This is a genomic window from Arthrobacter sp. KKT183, from assembly GCF_055657625.1.
The window spans coordinates 199,811-221,950 of record NZ_CM145770.1; the positions used below are offsets into that span (position 1 = coordinate 199,811).

A 22,140-nucleotide genomic window follows, 5' to 3' on the forward strand; every position below is an offset into this window, starting at 1 on the left:
TTCTTATCAGGGCCAGATGGCCCTTACAGCGCGATCAGCGTGATTCGTGCGGAATTAGTTGGGGATGATCACCACTTCAGCGGTTCCGGTCAGCGGATCGGAAGCCGCATCGCCGGCGTCAGTGTAGGACGCATTGAATACTGCCGAGAGATCGTCCACTGCGGGATCGTGTCCCTCAGGAACCGTGGTGGTGATGGTTCCGGTGCAGCCGGTGGTGGTGGTCTGCGGGTGTCCGTGGGTGTGGTGGCCCAGGATGTAGGTGACCTGAACCAGTGCGCAATCGACGGGCTGGTCGTCGGTGACGCGGACTTCGTAGGAAACGGTGTCGCCGAACTGGAAGGGCTGGTCCGCAACCGGAGTAATGAATTCGACAACCGGTGCCTGGTTTCCGACTTCAATCGTCACTTCTGCGGAGGAGTGCTTTCCCCGGTGCTTTCCGCCCTGGTCGGTGACCTGAAGGCTTGCGGTGTAGGAGCCGATCTCTTCATAGGTGAACGTGGGGTTCGCCTCTGTTGAGTCCACGGTGCCGTCGGAGTTGAAGTCCCAGGCGTAACGCAGCTTGTCGCCGTCGGCGTCTGCCGTGCCTTCGCTTGAGAACTGGACGGTCAGCGGGGCTGAACCAACGGTGGGAGTACCGGAGGCCACTGCTACCGGGCTGTGGTTGCCGTTCTCGCCGATGTAATCAATGCGGGACAGCTGCGCATCAGGGTTCTCGCCGAAGTAGCCGTCGCCGTACTCGAGTACGTAGAGCGCGCCGTTGGGGCCGAACTCCATGTCGATCGGGTTGTCAGTGACCAGCGAGTCCACCACGTTCTCAATGGAGACGAGCTCACCGTCGGCGGTGGTCATGCCCTTGATGTAGTCGCGGGTCCACTCGTAGAAGAAGGACATTCCGTCGTAGTACTCCGGCCAGGCGACGGGTGCGCGGCCCTTGGTGGCCTTCTTGTCGAAATCATAGGCAGGCCCGGCCATGGGACCGATTCCGCCGGTCTCCAGTTCAGGGAACTCAGCCGAAGCGCCGTACGAGTACCATGCCTGAGGCTGGGATACCGGCGGCAGCTCGCGGAGCCCGGTGTTGTTCGGGGACTCGTTGACCGGAGCATCGCAGTTGAACGTCTCACCGGAGGTGTTGGTGGCGAAATTGTAGTCAACGTACGGCAGTTCGGCGGTGGCGCAGTAGGGCCAGCCGTAGTTGGAAGGCTCGGTCACCGACATCCACTTGCCGGTTCCTGCCGGACCACGAAGCGGATCGGCTGACCGGGCGTCGGGGGAGTAGTCAGCGATGAGCAGTTCACCCGTGTTCTGGTTGAGCTCGATGCGGAACGGGTTGCGCAGGCCCATGACGTAGATCTCGGGGCGGGTCTGTGGAGTTCCCGGTTCGAAGAGGTTGCCCTCGGGGATGGTGTAGCCGCCGCCCTCGGTGGGGGTGATCCGGAGAACCTTGCCGCGCAGGTCATTGGTGTTGGCGGAGGTCCGCTGTGCATCGAATGCCGGGTTGCTGTCCGGGCGTTCGTCAATAGGGGTGTAGCCGCCGGATGCGAAGGGGTTGGTGTCATCGCCGGTGGACAGGTAGAGGTTGCCCTCGGCATCGAAGACGATGTCGCCGCCGACGTGGCAGCAGATGCCGCGGTCAACGGGAACCTCGAGGATTTCCTGTTCGCTGGCCAGATCGATGGTGGAACCGTCGAACTGGAAACGGGACAGGACAAGCGAGCCCTTGAAGGGCGCGAAATCGGCGGCGGTGCCGGTGGTCGGTGCGTCACCCTCGTTGATGCCCTCAGTGGCCGGATCATCTACCGGAGTGTCCCCCGGAGGCGAGTAGTAGAGGTAGACCCAGTTGTTGCCCTTGGTTCCGAAGTTCGGATCGAGCGCGACGCTCTGCAGACCTTCCTCGTCATGCTCGTAGACATCGAGGGTTGCCGCCAGAGTGTTGAGGCCGGATTCGGCATCATTGAGCCACACCTCGCCGCCGCGGGTGGTGTGCAGGACGTCATTGTTGGGGAGGACCGCAAGGTCCACCGGTTCACCCGGCGTGTCATTCAGGGTCACCTTTTCGAAGTTTGCGTCCGGCGGAGCCACCGGCGGTGCTGCGGCGTCCTTGGCCTGAGCCGGTGCAGCGGCGAATGAGGTGGCCAGCAGTGCCACCATTGCCAAACCTGCGCCCGCTCGTGCAGCGCGCTTCATTGAGAATCGTGCGGCATCGGTTCGATGCCCGGAAGCTTGCGCTATCCCGTGTTGATTGACTGTCATCATTCACTTTCTTCTCGCCTTTGAGGACCCGGGCCAGCCGGAGTCAGGTCACCTAGAACGCTAGTAGAAGCGTCTCAGTTCCGCTAGTGGTTTCAATAAACAAAGTTCGCAATTCTTCCGACACGCAAACAGATTCCGGGCGTGCAAAAGTGACTTGTGTCCAGTGAAACCGGCACCAACGCGCGCCAGAAAATCTTTGTTGTTCAATCCAGCTAAAGTAGGGCTGCGGTCGTTGAGCTTCGCATCCCCTGTGTCTCGAGCACCAGCTGCTTCACCGCAGCCGCCGGCACCTGCCTGCCACCGTTCACGAGGGTTTCGATGGACGCCGGGACCTGGTCGTGGGAAGCGATGATCAGGGGCGTGCCGTTCTTCGAATCGGGTAACCGTCCATGCGTTCCGCGAACGTGCGTCGGGTCCAGCGGCACGGTGTTCATGGCATACCGCAGGCCGAGCTTCTTCTTGGCCAGATTCAGGCCGGCCTTTGCCTTGGCCAGTCTGTCCGCGGGGTTGAAGAAAAGTTCAGCCGGGTCGTATCCGGGCTTTCGGTGGATATCGACCCCGCGCGCGTATTCCGGAGCCCGGTCATCGTCGAGCCAGAAGTAATACGTGAACCATGCGCCGGGTTCGGCAACCACTACCAGCTCACCGGACCGCTCATGGTCGAGCCCGTAACGGGCTTGCGCTTCGCGGTCGAGGACCTCATCGACCCCGTCGGTTGCGCGAAGAATCACAGCCGCGCGCTTAACATCCGCCGGGTCGGAGACGTATACGTGGGCAACCTGGTGGTCTGCAACGGCGAAGGCCCGCGAGGTCCACGGGTCCAACTGCTCCTTCCCGTCCTGCACATACACTTCGAGCAGACCCTCACGCCGAAGCGTCCGGTTGATGTCCACCGGCTTTCGCGCTTCCTCGATGCCGTACTCCGAGACGACAATCACCGCGTAGCCGCGCGCCTCGGCTTCGTCCAGCAGCGGGGCGAGGACCCCGTCCAGGTCGGTTGCTGCCTGGGCTGCCTGGAGTGAATCCGGTCCGAACCGTTGAAGATCGTAATCAAGATGCGGCACGTAAGCCATCAGGAGATCCGGCGCCTGGTTCCGCAGGACATGGCGGGTGGAATTCACAATCCACTGCGTCGACTGGATAGCCGCGGTCGGTCCCCAGTACTGGAATAGCGGGAACTCGCCGTAGTGTCCCACCAGCTCATCATGCAGGGCTGGCGGACGCACGTACGCGTCCGGTGATTTCCGTCCGTCCGCATGGTAGATCGGTCGAGGGGTCACAGTAAGATCAGTGGTCATTCCCATGGCGTACCACCAGCAAATATTACCTGCCCGGTACCCGGGATCCTGCTGCCGGGCGGCCTCCCAGATCTTCTCTCCGGAAACCAGCCTGTTGTGCTGGCGCCAAAGGTGCACATCTCCCAGTTCGCGGAAATACCAGCCGTTCCCAACAATGCCGTGCTGCGCCGGAGCCAGTCCGGTCAGCATGGTCGATTGCACGGTGCAGGTCACCGCCGGCAGGACCGTCGCCAGTTCGGACGACCATCCCTGTGACGCGAGTTTGCTCAGGCGGGGCATTGAACGGAGGGACAGGGCAGTCAGCCCCACAACATCCAGCAGCAGTACTGGTTTCACGGTTCTTCCTTGCAGTTGTCTTACCTAAATACGGATGAATGCTCAAGTGCTCCCAGCGATTACGACGCCGGTGCTGCCGCGAGCAGATGGGACTCGGCCCACCCGATCTCGGCGGCGATGCCGTCGACAATTCCCACCTGCCCGCTGGGCAGGACGCTCCAGGTGTAGGTTTCGATGTCCAGGTGCACTTCCCAGCCGTAGTGCCTGCGGGAAACCTCGGCCACGGTGTGCCGCAGCACAGCGGCAGTTGTCTCCAGCGGGGAGGAGGGGATGTGGTGGAGCGGGATGTGGAAATGAACCCGCCAGGGCGCCTTCCCGGGCAGGGTGTCGAGGGCCTCCGTCAGGTCATCGGCAGCCAGGATTCCGTTCTCACCCTGTTCCCGCACCTGGTGAAGGTAGCGCGGTTCGGCGAAGGCCGTGAGTGCGGCCCGTGCGGCGGCGCTGGAGGGGTCGGTTACGTGCAGGGCGGCCGAGGCCTGAATCTTGACCACTCTTAGGCCTGCCGCTTCGATCCGGTTGACGGCGTCAACCGGGTCAGCGAAGGACACAGCGAGGTGACAGGTGTCCACACACAGGCCGATGAACTCGGGATCAATGCCGCGGTCAATCCGCGCTTCCAGCCAGCCGGCAACATCGGCGACCGTATCTAGTACGCAGCCCGGCTCCGGTTCGACGGCGATGCGGACAGTTTTTCCCGTACGCTCCTTCAGCTCCCGCAAGCGGGAACTTAGCTCCACAAAAGCGGCGGTGGCGGCGTCGTCGTCGGCTTGTGTCCAGGGTTCCCGCCAGGCAAGGGGCAGCGTCGAGATCGAGCCGGCTGTGTTTTCCGGCAGGAGCGCAGCCAGGATCTCAGCGCAGTCGAGGGTGTATTCCAGCCGCCTCGGCTCAGCCCAGGTGGGCTTGTAGACGTCGAGTTTGACCACCTCGTTGTGGAAACCGCCGTAGGGAAAGGCGTTGATGGTGTGCAGCTGGAGGCCTTCCACCAACAGGACCTCACGGAGCGCCGCCAGATCATCGGCATTGTGGGCCAGCCGGCGCGCCAGCCCGGCGGGAAGCCAGAGCCCCACGCCGAGAATGTTCAGGCCCGCCTTCCGCCGGATGGGGCCGGAGTACTCGTGAAGCTGCCGGATCAGCCCGTCGAAGTCCTCGGCCGGATGGACGTTCGTGCAGTAGGAGAGGAGCATCAGGCGCGTGCACCCCGCAGGACCGAGTTGCCCTCGAATCCCGCTGTAGCGTTGGGAGGCTCTGCCGCGTCGAAGCCGGGGATCGGGTCGAGGATCAGCTGGCCGCTTTGACCGTAGAACTCGACAGGGTTGCGCCAGAGGACCTGATCGACGTCGTCGGCGGTGAAACCGGCATCAAGCATGGCGTGTGCGGTGCTTGAGGTCTTGAGCGGATCAGACCGGCCCCAGTCGGCAGCGGAGTTGACGAGCACGCGCTCTGTTCCGTAGCGGCTGAGAATTGCGACCATGCGCTGCTCATCCATTTTGGTGTCGGGATAAATGGAGAAGCCCATCCACGCGCCCGCGTCCTTCACTATTTCGACGTTGGTCTCATTGAGGTGGTCCACCACCACCATGCCGGGGGCGATGCCGGATTCGCGGACAACATCAAGGGTCCGGTGGGTGCCGGCCAGCTTCTCCCGATGCGGTGTGTGCACCATGACCGGCAGCGAATATTCGAGGGCAAGCTCCAACTGGCGGCTGAACGCGTGGTCCTCAGCGGGAGTCATGGAGTCGTACCCGATCTCGCCGACGGCGACCACGCCCTCCTTCACGAGGTAACGGGGGATCTCCTCGAGGACGGGAACGCAGCGCGGGTCATTCGCCTCCTTGGGGTTGAGGGCGATCGTGGCGTGATGCCGGATGCCGAACTGCGCGGCACGGAACCGCTCCCAGCCAAGCAGCGAGTCGAAGTAGTCGAGAAAGGAACCGACATTGGTGCGCGGCTGCCCCAACCAGAAAGCCGGCTCAACGAGCGCGCGCACACCGCTGGCGTACAGCGCCTCGTAGTCATTGGTGGTGCGGCTGGTCATATGGATGTGAGGGTCAAAAATGCGCATGGCTGGTTTCCCCTTAGGAAGTGGTCGAATGGCTGGAGGTGGCCAGGAGCAGCGTGACGTCGTCCGGGACCGGCCGCCCAGCGGCTGTCCGTTCGGCGGCGAAGTCGCCTGCCATCCGGGCAAGCTCGTCATCCGCACGTTCCTGCAGGTCCGTGACGGCACGGAGGCTGACCCCCATGAACACCAGCTTCAGCACGGCGTGGCGCCAGCTGTGCTGGTCCAGGTAGGCGGCTGCAAACGGCCCGACGGCGGCGGCAACAAGGCCGCTTTCGTTGGTTCTCAGGGCCTCAGTGGTGAGCCTCAATCCCGCGATTACGACGACGTCGGGAAGCTTCGGTGAGCGCGCGGCCAGCGCTGCCAGTCCGCGAAGCACGCCGCGGCGCTCCGCGGAGTCACCGCCGTCGTAAAGTGCCGATAGCGCAAGCGCCAGCTCTTCGGGCGGAAGCAGTTCACCGAGTCGGCCGAGCAGCAGGCCACGGGCGGAGTCGCTGGTGGTACCGAAGAGTACGCCGGTGGGGTCGGCATCCGGGTACAGGGGCGTGCGGCCCAGCCGGCGCCCGGCCTGGGCGAAGACGGTGGTGAGGGTGGAGGGATCGGCGGTGACCGCCGTCGTGCTCTCCTGAAGCCAGCGCTCAGATTCCCTGCTGCGTACTGATTCCGCCCAGGCGTCGCCGAGCGCCGCGATGCTGCGGGCGGCGAGTCCCGGTGCGTCGTAGGAGTGCCGCGGCAGTTCGACGGCGGCCACACCGCGGTAGTTCAACTCGGCCAGGGTGCCGAGCGCGAGGGGCAAATCCACGGTTCCTTCGCCGAACGGCAGATGCTCGTGGGCGTGCGGGCGCATGTCATCCAGCTGGACGTTCGCCAGCAGCGGCCCGGCCTCAAGAAGTGCCCCGCGTATGCCGTCCGGTTCGACCACTACACAGTGCCCGATGTCCACGGTGATCCGCAGGTTGTCCGGGTTGTCGAGCTCTGCCCGGAGGCGCAGGGCGTCCGACACCGTCTCCACCAGCATGCCCGGCTCAGGCTCCACGGCCAGCAGCACGCCTTTGTCGCGGGCATACTCAACGACGCCCGCCACACGTTCGGTGAGCCGCTGCCACCCCGTTTCCGGGGACGTTCCCTCCGGGAGGACCCCGGAGAAGAAGGAGACACACTCTGCCTCCAGCGCTGCCGCGATGTCGACGGCGCGGCGCAGGAAGGCAACGCGGCTTTCGGCCTCCTCATCCACCAGGGCGGGACGGTGCTTGTGGCGCGGATCGAGCAGGAAGCGGGTGCCCGTTTCGATGACCACGCGAAGCTTCAGCTCACCGAGCGTCTTCCGCAGGGCCTGCAGTTGTTCAGCCAGGTCCTCGGCGAACGGGTCCAGGTGTGGATGCCCCAGGGTCAGAGCCACTGCTCCATAGCCCTGCTCGGCGAGGAGATCCAGGGCCACTGAAAGGGGGTGGTCGGTGAATCCGTTGGTGCCGTATCCCAGGCTGAAGGGCAATGGTGATGCCGTCATGACTCGCTCAACTTCCTGTTCCACGAACGTGTGCGCATGAGCTTCCCGAACAGGTCCACCGACGCAAGCACGCCTGCGGCGGCCAGGTTTCCGTGGCGAACCGTGAGCGCTGCCTGCAGCGGCACCATTGCGCGAATGCCCGCCTTAGTGGCGTCGAGTGCATTTGTTGCCACCGGGTTGCGGGCAGCGCGCACCTGCGCCGGGGCGCACCGGCCGGCGTAGGCAGCTGTAGCGGCAAGCAGGGCAAGGATTTGGTTGCGGGACTCTTTGCCACCGGATTGCAGAGTGCCGCCCACTACTGCACTGGCAAGCAGGGCGGTGCCGGCAGCGACGCCGGAAGCCGTCGTCGGCGTTGTTCCGTGGACTTCCCCGCGGGAGAGGACGGTGACCCCGGCCGTGTGGCCGCCCATGATGACCGCCGCACTCAGGGCGGGGCGCAGGTGCCCGAAACCGGCACCCATGAGGACGTCAAGGGCACGGCAGGCGCCCATGGTGAGCGCGCCGGGGACGGCATGATTCTTGGCGATCAGGTCATAAGTCCAGATGGAGGCTGCGAGCGGAACTCCCACCGCCAGCGCCGGCCTGCCTCCGCCGGCCGCACTGAGGCCCAGCCCGGCGACGGTCAAACCCGCGGCGGCAGCAAGAGCGCTGCGTGCGCTGATCCTCCCGGACGGAATGGGGCGCTCGGGGCGCTCGCGGGCATCGATTGTGCGGTCGGCGTAGTCGTTGAGTGCCATGCCGCCGGCGTAAAGGCACGCGCTCGCCAAAGGGAGAGCCACCCGGCGGCCGCCTAGTGCATGCCCGGCTGCAGATCCGCCCGCGAGAGTGTCGCCAAGTACCGTCAGCACGGCCGGCGCGCGCACGAGCTCAAGGTAGTCGTTGACGCTCACGGCTGCTCTGAGCTCCCGCCGCCGGCCGCCAACCGGGCACTTGCCGTCTCCGCCCACTCCACGAGGTTGCGGGTCTGGTTGGCGAACGAGTGCTCGTCGCTGCCCCAGGGATCCTTGAAGAAAAACCCCAGTGCCTCGACATTGCCTTCCTCTCCCGCAGCGTGGGCGAGGGCCATCAGCCGGGCGAGGTCGAGCACCATGGGAGCGGCGAGCATGGAGTCGTAGGCGCTCCAGGTGGTTTGCAGGGTCAGGCGCGATCCGAGGAAACCCTCAACGTTGATGTGGTCCCAGGCCACCTTCGTTTCACCGAGATCCTGGACATTGTCAATGTGAAGCGGAGTGACCGCACCCCCCGTCAGCTCCTGCAGGCCGCGGTTCTTGGACTGAAGCTTGCCTGAGACGGCCTGCGGATCGGCGAGGGTTGCGCCGTCCCCACCGCCGAGCAGGTTGGTGCCGGCCCAGGACAGGACACGGAGCCCGCGAGCTGCGAAAGCGGGTGCGAGGACTGACCGCAGCCAGGTCTGGCCGGTCTTGCCGTCCTGGCCGGCGGACGGCACCTGATGCCGGGCGGCGAGCTCACGCAGCGCTGGGATGGTGAGAGCCGTGGAGGGTGTGAAACACACATAGGGGGAACCGGCCAGGATAGCTGCGTAGGCGCCCACCGAGCTCGGCGGCAACACGCGGCGGGCCGGATCCTTCAGGGCGGCGAGAAGCAGGTCTACGTTGTAGAACTCGGCGATCGGTTCAACGGGTGCCTCGGTGGAAGCGACATCAAGAACGACGACGCGGTCAAGGTTATTGGCCTGCTTGAAGTCGGTGATGTCCTGCGCGAGCCGCTGGGCCACCTTTTCCTGTGACTCGGACTTCTGTGCGGGGTCGTAACCCGGCCGCACGCGCTGGTCCGCCTCACCGAGCTGTGAGCGGACGGATTCGAGCAGGTGAGACGGCAGCATTCCCGAATCAACGAGTGCCTCGGCACGCTTGGTCATGCAGACGCCGCTGATGTCGTGTCCGCCCACCACGAGGTCGGTGAAGTCGGGAAGCAGAGCCGCATTGAAGGAGTGCTGGTCCGTGACGCAGCCCGTGGCGGGGGCAAGGCCCGAAGAGATGGCAGCGAGTCCCACCGTGGCAGTGGTGGCCACGGATCCGCGCGCACCGATGAGCCAGATGCCGGTCCTGCCATAGGCAGGAGCGGTTGATTCTGACCTTTCGGCCTCGCTCTGAGTTCCTTCGGCTGATGTACCCAATTCGGTGTTCCTTTCGAAAGTTCGGCAGCGCTGAGGCCCTCCGGGCGGACCTGTTCAGGACCACCCGGAGAGCTTGCGCGTCAGTAGGAGTAGCAGGTGAGGAAGTTGAAGCTGTCCTCGGCGAACTCCGCCGTCGCCGGGGCGCCGTCGCGTTCAATGACGTAGTACTTCACATGGCCCTGCGCGGCGTCGAGAATGGGCGCCCAGTCAATGTCCCCTTCTCCGACGTCGGTCAGCAGGGGAAAGCTCTCGAAACCGAGGGTGTCGGCCGGCAGTGCGCCATCCTTGATGTGCAGCAGTTCAATCCGGTCACCGTGGCGCTCAAGCAGGTCGACGACGTCGACTCCCGCGTCAGATGCCCAGTACACGTCCAGCTGGAAGGCCACGTAACGCGGGTCGGTGTTCGCCAGGAGCACTTCATAGGCGGTTGTCTGCTCGCCGGTCTCCGGGTTGGTAACCAGCGTGGTGAACTCCCACCAGTGGTTATGCCCGAAGTGCTTGCCGGTGCCGGCCTCGACGGAGAGCTGGCCGAGATGGTTCATTGCCTCGGCGGTGGCCAGCACGTCTGCGTAGGTGCTGCTTCCATCCCTGTTGATACCGGGTGCGGCCCAGCCGCCGGATCCCGTGTACTTCTGGCCGATGGTCTTGGCGTACGCAAGGGTCTGGTCGAAGGTCGCTTCAGCTGTGCTTCCGTGCGCCGACGGAGCCTTGAGCTTGTATTCCTTGAGCAGTGCACGGAACTCCTCCGCGCTTCGTCCTTCATAGGAACCGCCGAACGGCTCCACGTTCTTGTAGCCGATCTCAGCCAGCTCGGCGAGGACGGCCTCGGTACCGATCTCCCCCTGCCAGCCCGCGTAACTGTAGAGCTGGAACGAAATCTTGCTGGCCGGAATGCTCTTGCCTGCGCAGTCGGCTGCCGGGTTTGCATTGCTGGACGCGGGAGCCGCAGCAGCGGGCCCGGTCAATAGAGCGGTCGCCGCGATGGCAAGTGAAGCGGCGCCTGCCAGCCTGCGAATAGCCCCCCGGTGTGAGCGGGTGCTGCCGGTACGGGTGTCCTTGATCAAAGCTTCCTCCTTGAAGTGATGCTGCGTCGTAGCTGTGCCGGAGGTTCTCTCCTGCTGGGAGACCTGTGGAGAGACGCCGGTCACAAAGAACCTAACACGACTAATGACGATGACCAACGGATGTAGTGGTTCCTTCGATATATTCGCGCAACCCAACGTGACCAATAAGACGAAATTGCGGGCAATAACGCGGATTGCGTGGCATTCGATCATTTCGACGGCGGTGGAAGCGGTTGAAGCGCGTGCACGCGCCCTTTCTTCCGGGTGCCCACCGAGCCCGCTTCCAACCCTCTGTTTCGTCGAAAGGTGTGCTGTAATTAGTCGATGAGTGACATAAGTAGCTTCAATGGCCTTGGTTCATCCGGCGCGAGCGAGTTGTTCCAGATCCTGCGCGATGGCCGTCCGCGTACGCGGACCGAGCTCGCCGAGCAAATGGGCCTTGCCCGTTCCACCATCACGCTGCGCATCGAGGCGCTCATGGAACTCGGTCTTGTTGGTTTCGTGGATGATGCGGTTTCGACCGGCGGGCGTCCCTCCTCACGTATCGCGTTGAAGGCCGGCAGCAAGGTAGTACTCGGTGTGGACATTGGCGCTTCGCATCTGCACGTCGCGGTTACGGACCTGACGGGCCACCGCCTGCATGAAGCTTCGCGGGCCATCGAAGTCACGCAGGGCCCCGATGTTGTGTTGCAGGCAGTTGTGGAGTTGGGTACCGAGTTGCTCGAGCAATCAGGGCGGGCCGTCAAAGACCTGCTGGCCATCGGCATCGGCGTGCCCGGCCCGGTGGAGCACCGGACCGGCAGGCCGATCAACCCGCCGATCATGCCCGGCTGGAACGGTTTCGACGTGCCGGGCCACCTGCAGGCCCACTTCCACGTGCCGGTCCTCGTAGACAACGATGTGAACATCATGGCGCTCGGTGAGCGCAACGTCGCCTGGCCCACAGTAGACAACCTCATCTTCGTCAAGGTCGCCACCGGCATCGGCTCGGGCATCGTCTCCAGCGGTATGCTGCAGCGCGGTGCAGACGGCGTCGCCGGGGACATCGGCCATATCCGCGTGCACAACGGCGGTGGCGTGCCCTGCCACTGCGGGAACAAGGACTGCCTGGAAGCAGTGGCATCCGGGCCGGCCGTCGCGTCGAAATTGCGCGCCCTCGGACTGGAAGCCACTACCAGCGAGGATGTGGTTCGGCTGGTTGGCGCGGGAACCACCGAAGCCGTGCATGCCGTGCGCCAGGCCGGCAGGGATGTAGGTGAGGTGCTCTCTGCCTGTGTCAGCCTCATCAATCCGTCCGTCATTGTCATCGGTGGCTCGATGGCACTCACTGGCGAGCACTTCATCGCGGGCATCCGCGAAGTGGTCTACTCCCGAACTATCCCCCTGGCTACCCAGCACCTGCAGATTGTGCAGTCAAGTTCCGGCCTCGATGCCGGCGTGCTCGGCGCCAGCATGCTGGCCATCCACCATGCCATGTCCCCACAGCGCATCGATGCCATGGTCCTGGGCCTGTCTGACTCGATGGCGGGCTAGCCGCCGACTTCTTCTGACACCCTTCCGACTTTTGCTTGACAGACAACAAAACCCCGAATTAGGGTCAGACCACAAGCCCGAACGACGGCGGCACTGACCTTCCCGGTAAGCGTCGCCGCCGGCTGGCCAGGCGGGAGGGTCAACACCTTCCTGCCTGGATTTCAGGTGCAATTGCTCTTGAAATCGGGGAAGTTGTGGTTGTGAAAGCTCGGATTACATCAGCACCATGACTTCCTGCCACTATCGCGTCTGGCACCGATTGACGGCAACGGTGGTGTGTTGAGCGCACGGCGAGGACGCTGTGGGTGAGGCAACCAACCGTGGGTAGCGCTGCTGCCCGGCTGCTTCGGTTCCTGCCGTGAGCCCCGTAACCAATTGCTGCGCCGCAGCTTCACATGCTTCCCCACCAAGGTCGGCGGCGGAACGCATCCAGTGCCAGGAAAGGCAAACATATGTGCTTTGGATTCAATGCCCCAGGCGCCCTTCGTCGTTCATTGGAAGAGAAGGGGGTTGACCGGCGCAGCTTCCTGAGGGGAGCCGCAGCGGTCGGTGTAGGAATGGGTCTGGCCGGCGTTGGCGGGACTGCTGCCATCGCCGCTCCCGGTGGCAGGAAGGGCCGGCCGGTGCCTCCCGGACTCATCAGCATCCAGCTGTACACGCTGCGCGACATCATGCGCGGCGAGGGAGTGGATGCAACTCTGGCGAGCCTTGCTGACTTCGGCTACACCAAGGTTGAGCTTGCCGGCCTCTACGGACGCACCGCTGAATCGATGCGCTCAACCCTTGATTCGCTTGGCATCACCCCATCATCGAGCCACGACGGCATCAGTTCCTCGCCGGCCGCACTGGAGGCGAAGATCGCGAACGCCGTCACCCTCGGCCAGACGCACATCAACGTGCCGTATCTGGCTTCAACCTCCGGGGATGACTGGCGCCGCTGGGCGGACCAGATGAACGTGGAGGCCGCAGCTGCCCGCGCAGCCGGGCTCAAGTACGGTTACCACAATCACGCCCACGAGTTCACGACCGACGTCGGCGGCGGAGAGACCCCATGGGACATCTTCACCAGCCGCCTTGATCCCAAACTGGTCCACCTGGAGGTAGACCTGTACTGGGCTGTCACCGGCGGTGTTGGCGTGGGCGCGAAAGATCCCGTTCAGTTCGCCATCGACACCATTCAGCAGGCGCCGCAGAAGGTTCTGCAGTACCACGTGAAGGATAAGGAGAGCCTCGACGGCGACCGCAATTTCGCTGACCTCGGCACCGGAATCATCGACTTTGCGCGTATCTTCCGGGCCCACACACCGAAGGAATACATCGTCGAGAACGACCAGCCGGACGTCACGCCCCTGCAGACCGCAGAGGTGGGCTACGACTACCTGCGTGCGCTCCGCTTCTAGTGGGAACTGCTCCAGTAGAGCCGTAGAGCGGACCGACGCTCCCAGTCGAGCCGTCCGGTGAAAGCCGGGTAGATGTCTCCCACAGAGGCACCTGCCCGGCTTTCGTCGTCGTCGGGGCTTGGGAAAGCCCTGTACAGCAGGGTGGCAGGTTTTACCCGGCAAACGCCCACGCAATCGTCACCGGAATGATGCGCTGAGCTGAAATGTGCAACCGTCGCCCCGTCTAAACTGATTCCCATGACCGATATCCCCACCGCCCGTGACCGACTCCGCGATCTCATTTTGGAACTGGCGGTGGTGCGGGGGAAGGTCACACTTTCCAGCGGCAAGGAGGCGGACTACTACATCGACCTCCGCCGGGTGACGCTGCATCATGAAGCGTCGGCGCTGGTGGGAGAGGTCATGCTGGGCCTGCTCGACGACGCCGGCATCACCTTCCAGAGCGCGGGCGGCCTGACAATGGGGGCGGACCCGGTGGGAACAGCGCTGATGCACGCCGCCACCCGGGACGGACGCGCTATTGACGCCTTCGTGGTGCGCAAGGCGCAGAAGACATACGGAATGGGCCGCCAGGTCGAGGGCCCGGATGTAGCAGGTCGCGACGTCGTCGTTCTTGAGGACACCTCCACTACCGGCGGATCCGCGCTCACCGCAGTGGAGGGCGTGCGCAAGGCCGGCGGGAATGTAGTGGCAGTCGCGGTCATCGTGGACCGCGATACCGGTTCGAAGGAGCGGATCGAATCCGAAGCGGGCGTGCCCTACCTCTTCGCGTTCAGCAAGGACGAACTCGGTCTGGAGTAATGGCCAACCCATGACCACCGATCCGGAGCGGCTCCTCACCTATGCGCATGGCCTGAAAGGCATGTCGCGCCGGCGCTTCCTTACCGGTTCCGCTCTTGGGCTGGCCCTGGCCACGGACCTGTTCGTTACGCGCCAGATCCAGGAAGCCCGCGAAGAATTCACCATTATCCCTGTGGAGGATGAGTACGCAGACGCCACCTTCCCCAACGCTCGCTGGATCCTGTTCCCGGGATACAAGACGAGCTGGGAAGAAGGTGTCTGGATCATGAACTCGCTCCGGCCGGTGCTCAGCCGGCGGGCACGGTTGGCCGTCATGGGCTACTCCAACCGGGGCCTGGATATCTCCACCATCGTCGGCTCCCTGCGGCGCTACATCCGCACCCAGCAGATTGACACCCTGTATTTCTACGGACACAGCTTCGGGGGAATGGTGGCTGTGGAGGTTGCTTCCCGGCTTCGTGAGGTGGGTATCGACGTCCGGTTCATCCTGCTGGATTCGAGCCCGCATGACCGGTTTGACGTGATCGACCAGGCAATGTTCGACGGCGTTGTCTACCTTTACGAGGCCGGTTACCGTGTTCCCACCGTTCTTCGCGGCAGTTACGAGCTGGCTGAGCGCATTGTGCACAAGAACGAGCGCACCTGGTCGCAGATCGTCGATCAGACCCTTGAGCAGCTCTCACCGTTGGCTCCGTCCAGTGTGCTGATCCAGTCCCAGGCGTCGTACATCTTTCATTACAACGTTGCCCGGTTCAGTCTGGGCAGCAGCACCGAACTGGCGTTCATCGGCAACCCGAATGACGGCACGGTGGATTACGCGACGGCGCGTCCCGGCTGGGCGGCGGCCTTCCCGGACAGCTTGGTTTCAGCGGACCTCATTACCGAGGGTGCTCTCCCGCCCCACGCCAGCCCGCAGTGGAACCCGCTGATTTACCAGGCTGCGGTGCGCGAACTGCAGCAGGAATTCCTTCCGATTCCCACCGGTGGAGCAGTGAAGAGCATCTCCTAGTTTCGTGCAGAACCGGCGCCAACCTGCCTATAGTCGCTTCAGAACGGTGGCAGACCTCGCACTTGCGCGGAATGCAGCCCAGAGCTAGGCGGCGATGTCCCGCAGGTTGAGGATGCCGGGCATCAGACCTGCTCGATGAGGTCCTGCACGGAGTCCACGATCTGCGCCGGCCGGAACGGGTAGGCATCGACGTCTTCCCGCTTGGTGATGCCGGTAAGCACCAGGACAGTATGGAGACCGGCCTCCATGCCCGCGATGATGTCCGTGTCCATGCGGTCACCCACCATGGCGGTGGTCTCCGAATGCGCGTCGATCTGGTTCATTGCCGAGCGGAACATCATCGGGTTCGGCTTGCCCACGATGTACGGCTCGCGGTTGGTTGCCGCTGTGATGAGCGCCGCTATTGCCCCGGTGGCGGGAAGCGGGCCCTCCTTGGAGGGGCCGGTGGTGTCCGGGTTGGTGGCAATGAACCGGGCGCCGTCCAGGATCAGGCGAATGGCCTTTGTGATCGCTTCGAACGAGTAGGTTCGCGTTTCGCCGAGCACCACATAGTCCGGATTCTGGTCGGTGAGGACAAAGCCGGCCTCGTGCAGCGCCGTCGTCAGTCCGGCTTCACCAATCACATAAGCTCGGCCGCCGGGCAGCTGATCGCGCAGGAACTGCGCTGTGGCGAGCGCCGAAGTCCACAGATTCTCCTCCGGAACCTCGAGTCCGGAGGCCTTCAGCCGTGCAGCCAGGTCACGCGGGGTGTAGATCGAGTTGTTCGTCAGAACGAGGAAGCGGCGGGAGGTTGCCACCCACCGGTCAATTAGCTCCGCAGCTCCCGGGATGGCCTGATTCTCGTGGACCAGGACGCCATCCATATCAGTCAGCCAGCACTCGATGTGTTCGTTTTCGCGCATTTGCTTCTTCCGTGACGACGTTGGAGGGGACATAAACCCGGCATCAGTCTTTCACTCTAGTCTTGGGGGGTGGAAGAAACTGTGGAAAACGCTCCGGCAACCGTGGGTGTGGGTCCCTGGGAGGGCGTGTGGCCCTCTGGTCCGCACTGGGACCCGGATTTGCTGGCACACGGGGATACCCGGAACGTAGTTGATGAATACCGCTACTGGCAGCATGACGCCATCGTTGCCGACCTCGATTCCAAGCGCCATAACTTCCACGTGGCCATCGAGAACTGGCAGCATGACCTGAATATCGGCTCAGTGGTCCGCACGGCCAACGCTTTCCTGGCGCGTGAAGTGCACATCATCGGACGACGACGGTGGAACCGCCGCGGAGCCATGGTCACCGACCGCTACCAGCACGTTCGGCACCATCCCACGGTTGAGGAGTTTGTCGAGTGGGCGCAGGCAGCCGGGCTACGTGTGATCGGTATCGATAATTTCCCCGATTCCGTGCCGTTGGAAACGTATGAATTGCCGCGCGATTGCGTGCTCGTGTTCGGGCAGGAGGGCCCGGGCCTCACTCCGGAAGTCCATGCCGCCGCCGATGCCACGCTGTCCATCGCCCAGTTCGGTTCCACCCGTTCGATCAACGCATCAGCAGCAGCGGCCATCGCCATGCACGGCTGGGTGCGGCGCCACGTGTTTGGGCAACACACCATTCCGCAGTAGTCAGCCCTGCTGGTCCGCGTCGATCCCGTCCACGGCCTCGCGCAACCGGACAAGGAAGTCAACGACGACGGCCGCATCCCCCGGTGGGAGCGTCTGAGCGACATCCATCATCCGCTGGTGCGTATTGCTCATGGTCCGCCGGGCGTCGCAATCCGGCTCTGCGCTCGCCTCCAGGACCAGTGCCCGGCGGTCGCTGGGGTGCGGTTTGCGCCGCACGTGCCCTGTCCGGGCCAGCCTGTCGATGAGGCTCGTGGTGGAGGCAGAGGAGATCCCCAGCCGAACAGCGAGTTCCTTGGGGCTGACTTCGCGATGATCATGCTGCGCCTCAAGCAGGTAGCGCAGCGCAAGGAAGTCGGTTTCGCCCATGCCGGTGGAGGAGCGAGTGCGTCGGCGCATGGCTGTTTCGGAGGCACGGTAGTCCCGTAAGGCGTTGAGCACGGAGATACCCGGATCCAACCGGTCAGTCAAGGTTCCCCCCGTGACGGGAACAGCCTGCGGAAGAGTGCTCATGTCTGTCAGCCTAGCATTTTGTTAGCGAGCCTTGCAGGACGCTTACCATGTAGCTAGTTTTCCTAGGGAAATGGGTGTAGAACTGCTAGGAGGCTAACTATCAGAAGGACCAACCGCGATGACGATGAGAATTAACAGACCGCCCCGGATCTCACGTCAGGTTGTCTCATGTCGGTGACCGTTGCGGAGAGACTTCCTTCGCTGAGTGAGATGCCGGAGCCGGACCTCGCCTCTCTCCTCATGCAGGTGGGGTTGGGTGACGAACGTGCATTCACCGCCCTTTACCGGGCCACGAGCGCGCGGATCTTCGGGCTGGTGCGGAGGATCGTCGTAGACCCCACGATGTCGGAGGAAGTGACCCAGGAGGTTTTCCTTCAGGTATGGAACAAGGCGCCGGAATTCTCACCGGCACTCGGATCGCCCATCGCGTGGCTCATGACACTCGCGCATCGTCGTGCAGTGGACAGGATCCGGTCGGAGCAGGCTCATCGGAACAGGTTCAACCGGTGGTCCACTGGCGAGGTGCTGACGCCTTTTGACTGCGTCATGGAATCGGTTCTGGCGCAGGACGAGTCCCAGGCGGTGAAGGCTGCCTTCGGTGTGCTGACCGAGAAGCAGAGGCAGGCAATCGAGATGGCGTACTACAAGGGGCTCACCTATGCGCAGGTGGCGGAAGTGTTGGGAACCCCTCTCGGCACGGTGAAGGCCCGGATCCGCGACGGCCTTGCACGGCTCAAGGATGCACTCGAACCCAATTCATCACTCGCGCCGTAAGGTTTCCGCGCAATTAGCGCCCTCGTTAGGATGGGACAGAAGCGAGGCTTCACCTGCGTGAGCCTTGAGTGCCCGAAACCCATACGAGGAGTTGCCATGCCCATCGCCACACCGGACAGTTACGCCGAGATGATCGACCGCGCCAAGGCCGGCGGCTTCGCCTACCCGGCGGTGAACGTAACGTCCTCCCAGACGTTGAATGCGGCCATTCGGGGTTTCGCCGAAGCGGGCTCTGACGGCATCATCCAGGTTTCCACGGGCGGTGCAGCCTACTGGTCCGGCGCCTCCGTCAAGAACATGGTTGCCGGATCCCTCGGCTTTGCAGCCTTTGCGCGCGAGGTCGCCAAGAGCTACGACGTCAACATTGCGCTGCACACGGACCACTGCCCGAAGGACAAGCTTGACGACTTCGTGCTGCCGCTGCTGGCCGCATCGGAGGAAGCAGTCAAGCGCGGTGAAGACCCGCTTTTCCAGTCCCATATGTGGGACGGTTCGGCCGAGACGCTCGAGGAAAACCTGCGGATCGCCAAGGAAATCCTGCCCCGCGCCGCTGCGGCGAAGATCATTCTCGAGGTTGAAATCGGCACCGTTGGCGGTGAGGAAGACGGAGTCGAAAACGCGATCAATGACAAGCTCTACACCACGGTGGAAGACGCAATGGCAACCATTGACGCCCTCGGAGCCGGCGAGCACGGCCGTTACATCACTGCGCTGACCTTCGGAAACGTACACGGAGTCTACAAGCCGGGCGGCGTGAAGCTGCGCCCCGAAATCCTGAAGGACATTCAGGAGCAGGTGGGTCAGAAGATCGGAAAGGACAAGCCCTTCGACCTCGTGTTCCACGGTGGTTCCGGCTCCTCGGACCAGGAAATCGCTGACGCCGTTTCCTACGGCGTGATCAAGATGAACATCGACACGGATACGCAGTACGCCTTCACCCGCCCGGTGGCGGACCACATGCTCAAGAACTACGACGGCGTCCTGAAGGTCGACGGCGAGGTGGGCAACAAGAAGACCTATGATCCGCGCGTCTGGGGTGCGTCCGCAGAAGCCGGCCTGGCAGCCCGTGTTGTCGAGGCCGCCAAGTCGCTTGGATCAGCGGGCAAGAAGCTCTGATGTCGGACGAGTTCCGCAAGAACCTCCTGGGCCCGGAGCCTACGCTCCTTCCCGAGGAACCGGATGTTGTGTCCCGGCTGGCGGCAGGGGACGAGGCTGTCGATCTGGCAGCCAAGCACCCGACGTCGTCGTTATTGTGGGCCATCCTCGCCGACGAGGCGTATGGCGACGGACGCACCATCGAGTCCTACGCCTACGCACGCACCGGCTACCACCGCGGGCTGGATGCGCTCCGCCGGAACGGGTGGCGGGGAGCGGGCCCGGTGCCGTACTCGCATGAGCCGAACCGCGGCTTCCTGCGCGCGCTGAACGCGCTCGGCCGTGCGGCGGCCTCGATCGGTGAGATCGATGAGGCGGAGCGCATTGCGAAGTTCCTGCGCGAATCGGACCCGGAGGCAAGCGAGAAGCTTTCCGGTTCCTAGCCGGCGCACCTTGAACAGGAACTTTTGCGCAGGTCTGGTGAGCTGACGACGTCGGCAAGTCGCCGGATCTGCGCAAAAGTTCCCTTGGTGGTGGGCGCCCTTTGACACTCCCGCAGCCGAACTCATAGTTTCGTTGTGAGACCCATGGGCGCCGTGGGCGCCTCCACACGAAGGAGACGCATGGCTGAGCAGGAGAGAACAACCGGACCTCCCACAACGGACGCAGGGGAATTCGCCACTCCGGATTCCGAAACTCCCGAAGGGAAACGGACACTTCGGAAGGCGATCGGCGCCTCCGCGATCGGCAATGGTGTCGAGTGGTTCGACTACAGCATCTACGGACTGATGGTGGTGTACATCAGTTCCATTTTCTTCCCGGGAGACCAGGCAACGGTCTGGGCGCTGGGAACCTTCGCCGTCTCATTTCTGGTGCGGCCATTCGGCGGGTTCTTCTGGGGTCCGTTGGGTGACAAGATCGGACGGAAGTCCGTGCTGGCGATGACCATCCTGTTGATGGCGGGTTCCACTTTCTGCATTGGTCTGCTGCCAACGTATGACGCCGCTGGCTTCCTCGCTCCGGCGCTGCTGGTTCTGCTGAGGTTGATTCAGGGCTTCTCTGCCGGCGGTGAGTATGGTGGCGCGGCGACCTTCATGGCTGAATACTCCCCGGACAGGAAACGCGGTTTCTACGGCAGCTTCCTGGAGTTCGGCACGCTCGCGGGGTTTGCCTTGGGCAGCCTGGTCGCTCTGTTGTGCCAATTGATCATCGGCGCCGACGCCATGGCCGACTGGGGGTGGCGCATTCCGTTCCTCATCGCGGGTCCCATGGGAGCGGTTGGTTGGTACCTTCGCAAGAAGCTCGAGGACACTCCCGTCTTCCGGGAGGCGGAGTCGAAGGGCGAAACCGAATCCAAAGCCGGGGTGGCGCTGAAGGACCTGCTGACCAAGTACTGGCGTCCGATCCTCTCGATGTCAGGGCTCGTAATCGCCCTCAACGTAGTGAACTACACGTTCCTGCAGTACATGCCTACCTACCTTCAGGTCACGATCGACATGGACGCGGACGCCACTTTTACCCTGCTGCTCATCGGACAAGTCGTGTTGATGGCCTTGATCCCCTTTTTTGGAGCACTGTCCGACCGGGTCGGACGCAAGCCTCTGTGGTGGTTCTCTCTGATCGGGCTGTTTGTCCTGGCAGTGCCGATGTACATGCTCATGGGATTGGGGTTCGGATTTGCACTGCTGGCGTTTGCGGTCCTCGGACTCCTCTACCTGCCGCAGCTTGCGACCATTTCGGCGATGTTCCCATCCCTGTTTCCCACCCACGTACGGTTTGCCGGCTTTGCCATTACCTACAACGTCGCCACTGCCCTGTTCGGCGGAACAGCCCCGGTGGTCAACGGAGCACTCGTGGAAAGCACCGGGAACAATCTGGTCCCGGCCATGTACATGATGGGCGCGTGCGTGATCGGAGCTCTCGCGCTCATCAAGACTCCCGAGACCGCGGGCCTCTCGCTGCGCGGACGCAACACACCCGGCAGCAAAGTGGCGGCAGAAGCTGCCTAGCGGCGTCAGGTACCGGAAACTGCCGTTGATTCGGTGAGCGGCAGCACCGTCGTCGTTACGTCCACCACCTGCGGCTTCTTCGGCACCGAGCTGAACCCGAACCGCACGCGGGGACGCACGCTCGTGAGCTCGCCGAGTGGATCGCCCGCCCACGACGCCGTTGCGGCGGTGATGACCCGGGCGCCGGTGACGCCGTAGAACTGCCGGCGGCCGTCCTTCGTGGTACCTGCTGTGCGCACGCCGGGCATGATGATTTTGGAGATGGGGTTGATGGCAGTCAGCCAGCGCGGATGGGTGGCGATCATGGTAGGAATCAGGCCGAGCACACGCCCGACGACGGTTGACTCACCCAGTTCCGCGCGGATACTGAGCGGGCCGGCATCGAGGGCGAGCGAATCCTCTCCCATACTGACCGTCAGCGGAACGGTGCGCACAATGTCGAAGGAATAGGCTCCGGACACGTAGTCGGCGACGGCCGACGTCGGAGCGAGCAGCGTGCGCGTTCCTTCGGCGCTCTGCACCATCACGTCGGTGAACGCACCGTACGGGGACGCGCCCCACATGCCGATGACGATGCGCACTCCCGATGTGGTGCCCAGGCTGGCGATGTGTCCTACGAATTGTTCGGTCTCGGCGCTCATGGTTTCCATTATGTACGGTGTGCGTTCGGCCGCCGAGAACCGGAGGCTGGTGCGCCCGATGTTGATGCGCCCGATCGAACTTGTTGCCCGCAAATACCACACAT

General features: G+C 63.6%; 20 protein-coding genes. 9 read left to right on the forward strand and 11 right to left on the reverse strand.

Translation table 11 applies throughout. The features are described from left to right. Positions 1–54: 54 nt before the first annotated feature. The 8 genes from ACZ2GY_RS01045 to ACZ2GY_RS01080 all read right to left on the reverse strand — a co-directional run bounded on the left by ACZ2GY_RS01045 (position 55) and on the right by ACZ2GY_RS01080 (position 10,732). Positions 55–2,253, reverse strand: coding sequence for a PQQ-dependent sugar dehydrogenase (locus ACZ2GY_RS01045; RefSeq protein ID WP_277359037.1), 2,199 nt, complete (start codon positions 2,251–2,253; stop codon positions 55–57). 209 nt (positions 2,254–2,462) lie between these two features. Further along, complete coding sequence (locus ACZ2GY_RS01050; protein ID WP_471672712.1) at positions 2,463–3,884, reverse strand: alkaline phosphatase family protein; 1,422 nt, start codon at positions 3,882–3,884, stop codon at positions 2,463–2,465. 59 nt (positions 3,885–3,943) lie between these two features. Continuing rightward, the gene (gene eboE / locus ACZ2GY_RS01055; RefSeq protein ID WP_277359035.1) at positions 3,944–5,068 is read right to left on the reverse strand and encodes a metabolite traffic protein EboE; all 1,125 of its coding nucleotides are present in this window, start codon (positions 5,066–5,068) and stop codon (positions 3,944–3,946) included. Continuing rightward, positions 5,068–5,946 (reverse strand): TatD family hydrolase, encoded by an 879-nt coding sequence (locus ACZ2GY_RS01060; protein ID WP_277359034.1) that lies wholly within the window; start codon positions 5,944–5,946, stop codon positions 5,068–5,070. Before ACZ2GY_RS01060 ends, eboE begins: the two co-directional genes overlap by 1 nt. Positions 5,947–5,959: 13 nt before the next feature. Continuing rightward, entirely contained in the window at positions 5,960–7,447 is a 1,488-nt protein-coding gene (locus tag ACZ2GY_RS01065; protein WP_471672714.1) for an EboA domain-containing protein, read from the reverse strand. Next, positions 7,444–8,337: an SCO3242 family prenyltransferase gene (locus ACZ2GY_RS01070; protein ID WP_346027860.1), complete on the reverse strand. Its 894-nt coding sequence runs from the start codon at positions 8,335–8,337 to the stop codon at positions 7,444–7,446. Before ACZ2GY_RS01070 ends, ACZ2GY_RS01065 begins: the two co-directional genes overlap by 4 nt. Then, a complete protein-coding gene (locus ACZ2GY_RS01075) occupies positions 8,334–9,584 on the reverse strand; it encodes an inositol-3-phosphate synthase (protein WP_471672716.1) in 1,251 nt (416 codons plus the stop codon). Before ACZ2GY_RS01075 ends, ACZ2GY_RS01070 begins: the two co-directional genes overlap by 4 nt. Positions 9,585–9,664: 80 nt before the next feature. Beyond that, the gene (locus ACZ2GY_RS01080) at positions 9,665–10,732 is read right to left on the reverse strand and encodes a sugar phosphate isomerase/epimerase family protein (RefSeq protein WP_277357322.1); all 1,068 of its coding nucleotides are present in this window, start codon (positions 10,730–10,732) and stop codon (positions 9,665–9,667) included. Positions 10,733–10,972: 240 nt separating this feature from the next. Between ACZ2GY_RS01080 and ACZ2GY_RS01085 the strand changes: the two genes are divergently transcribed. From ACZ2GY_RS01085 to ACZ2GY_RS01100, 4 genes are all read left to right on the forward strand, one after another. Further along, complete coding sequence (locus ACZ2GY_RS01085; protein ID WP_056545920.1) at positions 10,973–12,181, forward strand: ROK family transcriptional regulator; 1,209 nt, start codon at positions 10,973–10,975, stop codon at positions 12,179–12,181. Positions 12,182–12,633: 452 nt separating this feature from the next. Continuing rightward, the gene (locus tag ACZ2GY_RS01090) at positions 12,634–13,581 is read left to right on the forward strand and encodes a TIM barrel protein (protein ID WP_471672717.1); all 948 of its coding nucleotides are present in this window, start codon (positions 12,634–12,636) and stop codon (positions 13,579–13,581) included. 237 nt (positions 13,582–13,818) lie between these two features. Continuing rightward, positions 13,819–14,382 carry an orotate phosphoribosyltransferase gene (gene pyrE, locus ACZ2GY_RS01095; protein WP_056545924.1) on the forward strand — a complete coding sequence of 188 codons (564 nt, stop codon included), beginning with the start codon at positions 13,819–13,821 and terminating at the stop codon, positions 14,380–14,382. Between the two features lie 10 nt (positions 14,383–14,392). Next, positions 14,393–15,391 carry a thioesterase domain-containing protein gene (locus ACZ2GY_RS01100; RefSeq protein WP_471672720.1) on the forward strand — a complete coding sequence of 333 codons (999 nt, stop codon included), beginning with the start codon at positions 14,393–14,395 and terminating at the stop codon, positions 15,389–15,391. Between the two features lie 122 nt (positions 15,392–15,513). Here the strand turns inward: ACZ2GY_RS01100 and ACZ2GY_RS01105 are convergent, their stop codons facing one another. Next, entirely contained in the window at positions 15,514–16,293 is a 780-nt protein-coding gene (locus ACZ2GY_RS01105) for an HAD-IIA family hydrolase (protein ID WP_157359012.1), read from the reverse strand. Positions 16,294–16,374: 81 nt separating this feature from the next. Between ACZ2GY_RS01105 and ACZ2GY_RS01110 the strand changes: the two genes are divergently transcribed. Continuing rightward, the gene (locus ACZ2GY_RS01110) at positions 16,375–17,007 is read left to right on the forward strand and encodes a TrmH family RNA methyltransferase (RefSeq protein WP_471672722.1); all 633 of its coding nucleotides are present in this window, start codon (positions 16,375–16,377) and stop codon (positions 17,005–17,007) included. Here ACZ2GY_RS01110 and ACZ2GY_RS01115 read toward each other — a convergent pair whose 3' ends face one another. Next, positions 17,008–17,517 (reverse strand): MarR family winged helix-turn-helix transcriptional regulator, encoded by a 510-nt coding sequence (locus ACZ2GY_RS01115; protein WP_346027866.1) that lies wholly within the window; start codon positions 17,515–17,517, stop codon positions 17,008–17,010. Between the two features lie 168 nt (positions 17,518–17,685). Between ACZ2GY_RS01115 and sigK the strand changes: the two genes are divergently transcribed. The 4 genes from sigK to ACZ2GY_RS01135 all read left to right on the forward strand — a co-directional run bounded on the left by sigK (position 17,686) and on the right by ACZ2GY_RS01135 (position 21,395). After that, positions 17,686–18,291 (forward strand): ECF RNA polymerase sigma factor SigK, encoded by a 606-nt coding sequence (gene sigK / locus ACZ2GY_RS01120; RefSeq protein WP_346027867.1) that lies wholly within the window; start codon positions 17,686–17,688, stop codon positions 18,289–18,291. 96 nt (positions 18,292–18,387) lie between these two features. After that, positions 18,388–19,407, forward strand: coding sequence for a class II fructose-bisphosphate aldolase (gene fbaA, locus ACZ2GY_RS01125; protein WP_277357329.1), 1,020 nt, complete (start codon positions 18,388–18,390; stop codon positions 19,405–19,407). Further along, on the forward strand, positions 19,407–19,829 hold the full coding sequence (locus ACZ2GY_RS01130) for a DUF3151 domain-containing protein (RefSeq protein ID WP_056545938.1): 423 nt from the start codon (positions 19,407–19,409) through the stop codon (positions 19,827–19,829). The genes fbaA and ACZ2GY_RS01130 overlap by 1 nt, the downstream gene beginning before the upstream one ends. A gap of 180 nt (positions 19,830–20,009) precedes the next feature. After that, positions 20,010–21,395, forward strand: coding sequence for an MFS transporter (locus ACZ2GY_RS01135; protein WP_346027868.1), 1,386 nt, complete (start codon positions 20,010–20,012; stop codon positions 21,393–21,395). Positions 21,396–21,400: 5 nt separating this feature from the next. On the opposite strand, the gene ACZ2GY_RS01140 is transcribed toward ACZ2GY_RS01135, so the two are convergent. Beyond that, entirely contained in the window at positions 21,401–22,129 is a 729-nt protein-coding gene (locus tag ACZ2GY_RS01140; protein WP_471672725.1) for a hypothetical protein, read from the reverse strand. Positions 22,130–22,140: the final 11 nt, after the last annotated feature.

Coding starts and splice junctions, on each gene's coding strand:
- ACZ2GY_RS01045 (WP_277359037.1), bottom strand. CDS start 2,253: ATGATGACAGTCAATCAACACGGGATAGCGCAAGCTTCCGGGCATCGA.
- eboE (WP_277359035.1), bottom strand. CDS start 5,068: ATGCTCCTCTCCTACTGCACGAACGTCCATCCGGCCGAGGACTTCGAC.
- ACZ2GY_RS01060 (WP_277359034.1), bottom strand. CDS start 5,946: ATGCGCATTTTTGACCCTCACATCCATATGACCAGCCGCACCACCAAT.
- ACZ2GY_RS01065 (WP_471672714.1), bottom strand. CDS start 7,447: ATGACGGCATCACCATTGCCCTTCAGCCTGGGATACGGCACCAACGGA.
- ACZ2GY_RS01085 (WP_056545920.1), top strand. CDS start 10,973: ATGAGTGACATAAGTAGCTTCAATGGCCTTGGTTCATCCGGCGCGAGC.
- ACZ2GY_RS01090 (WP_471672717.1), top strand. CDS start 12,634: ATGTGCTTTGGATTCAATGCCCCAGGCGCCCTTCGTCGTTCATTGGAA.
- pyrE (WP_056545924.1), top strand. CDS start 13,819: ATGACCGATATCCCCACCGCCCGTGACCGACTCCGCGATCTCATTTTG.
- ACZ2GY_RS01100 (WP_471672720.1), top strand. CDS start 14,393: ATGACCACCGATCCGGAGCGGCTCCTCACCTATGCGCATGGCCTGAAA.
- ACZ2GY_RS01105 (WP_157359012.1), bottom strand. CDS start 16,293: ATGCGCGAAAACGAACACATCGAGTGCTGGCTGACTGATATGGATGGC.
- ACZ2GY_RS01115 (WP_346027866.1), bottom strand. CDS start 17,517: ATGAGCACTCTTCCGCAGGCTGTTCCCGTCACGGGGGGAACCTTGACT.
- sigK (WP_346027867.1), top strand. CDS start 17,686: ATGTCGGTGACCGTTGCGGAGAGACTTCCTTCGCTGAGTGAGATGCCG.
- fbaA (WP_277357329.1), top strand. CDS start 18,388: ATGCCCATCGCCACACCGGACAGTTACGCCGAGATGATCGACCGCGCC.
- ACZ2GY_RS01130 (WP_056545938.1), top strand. CDS start 19,407: ATGTCGGACGAGTTCCGCAAGAACCTCCTGGGCCCGGAGCCTACGCTC.
- ACZ2GY_RS01135 (WP_346027868.1), top strand. CDS start 20,010: ATGGCTGAGCAGGAGAGAACAACCGGACCTCCCACAACGGACGCAGGG.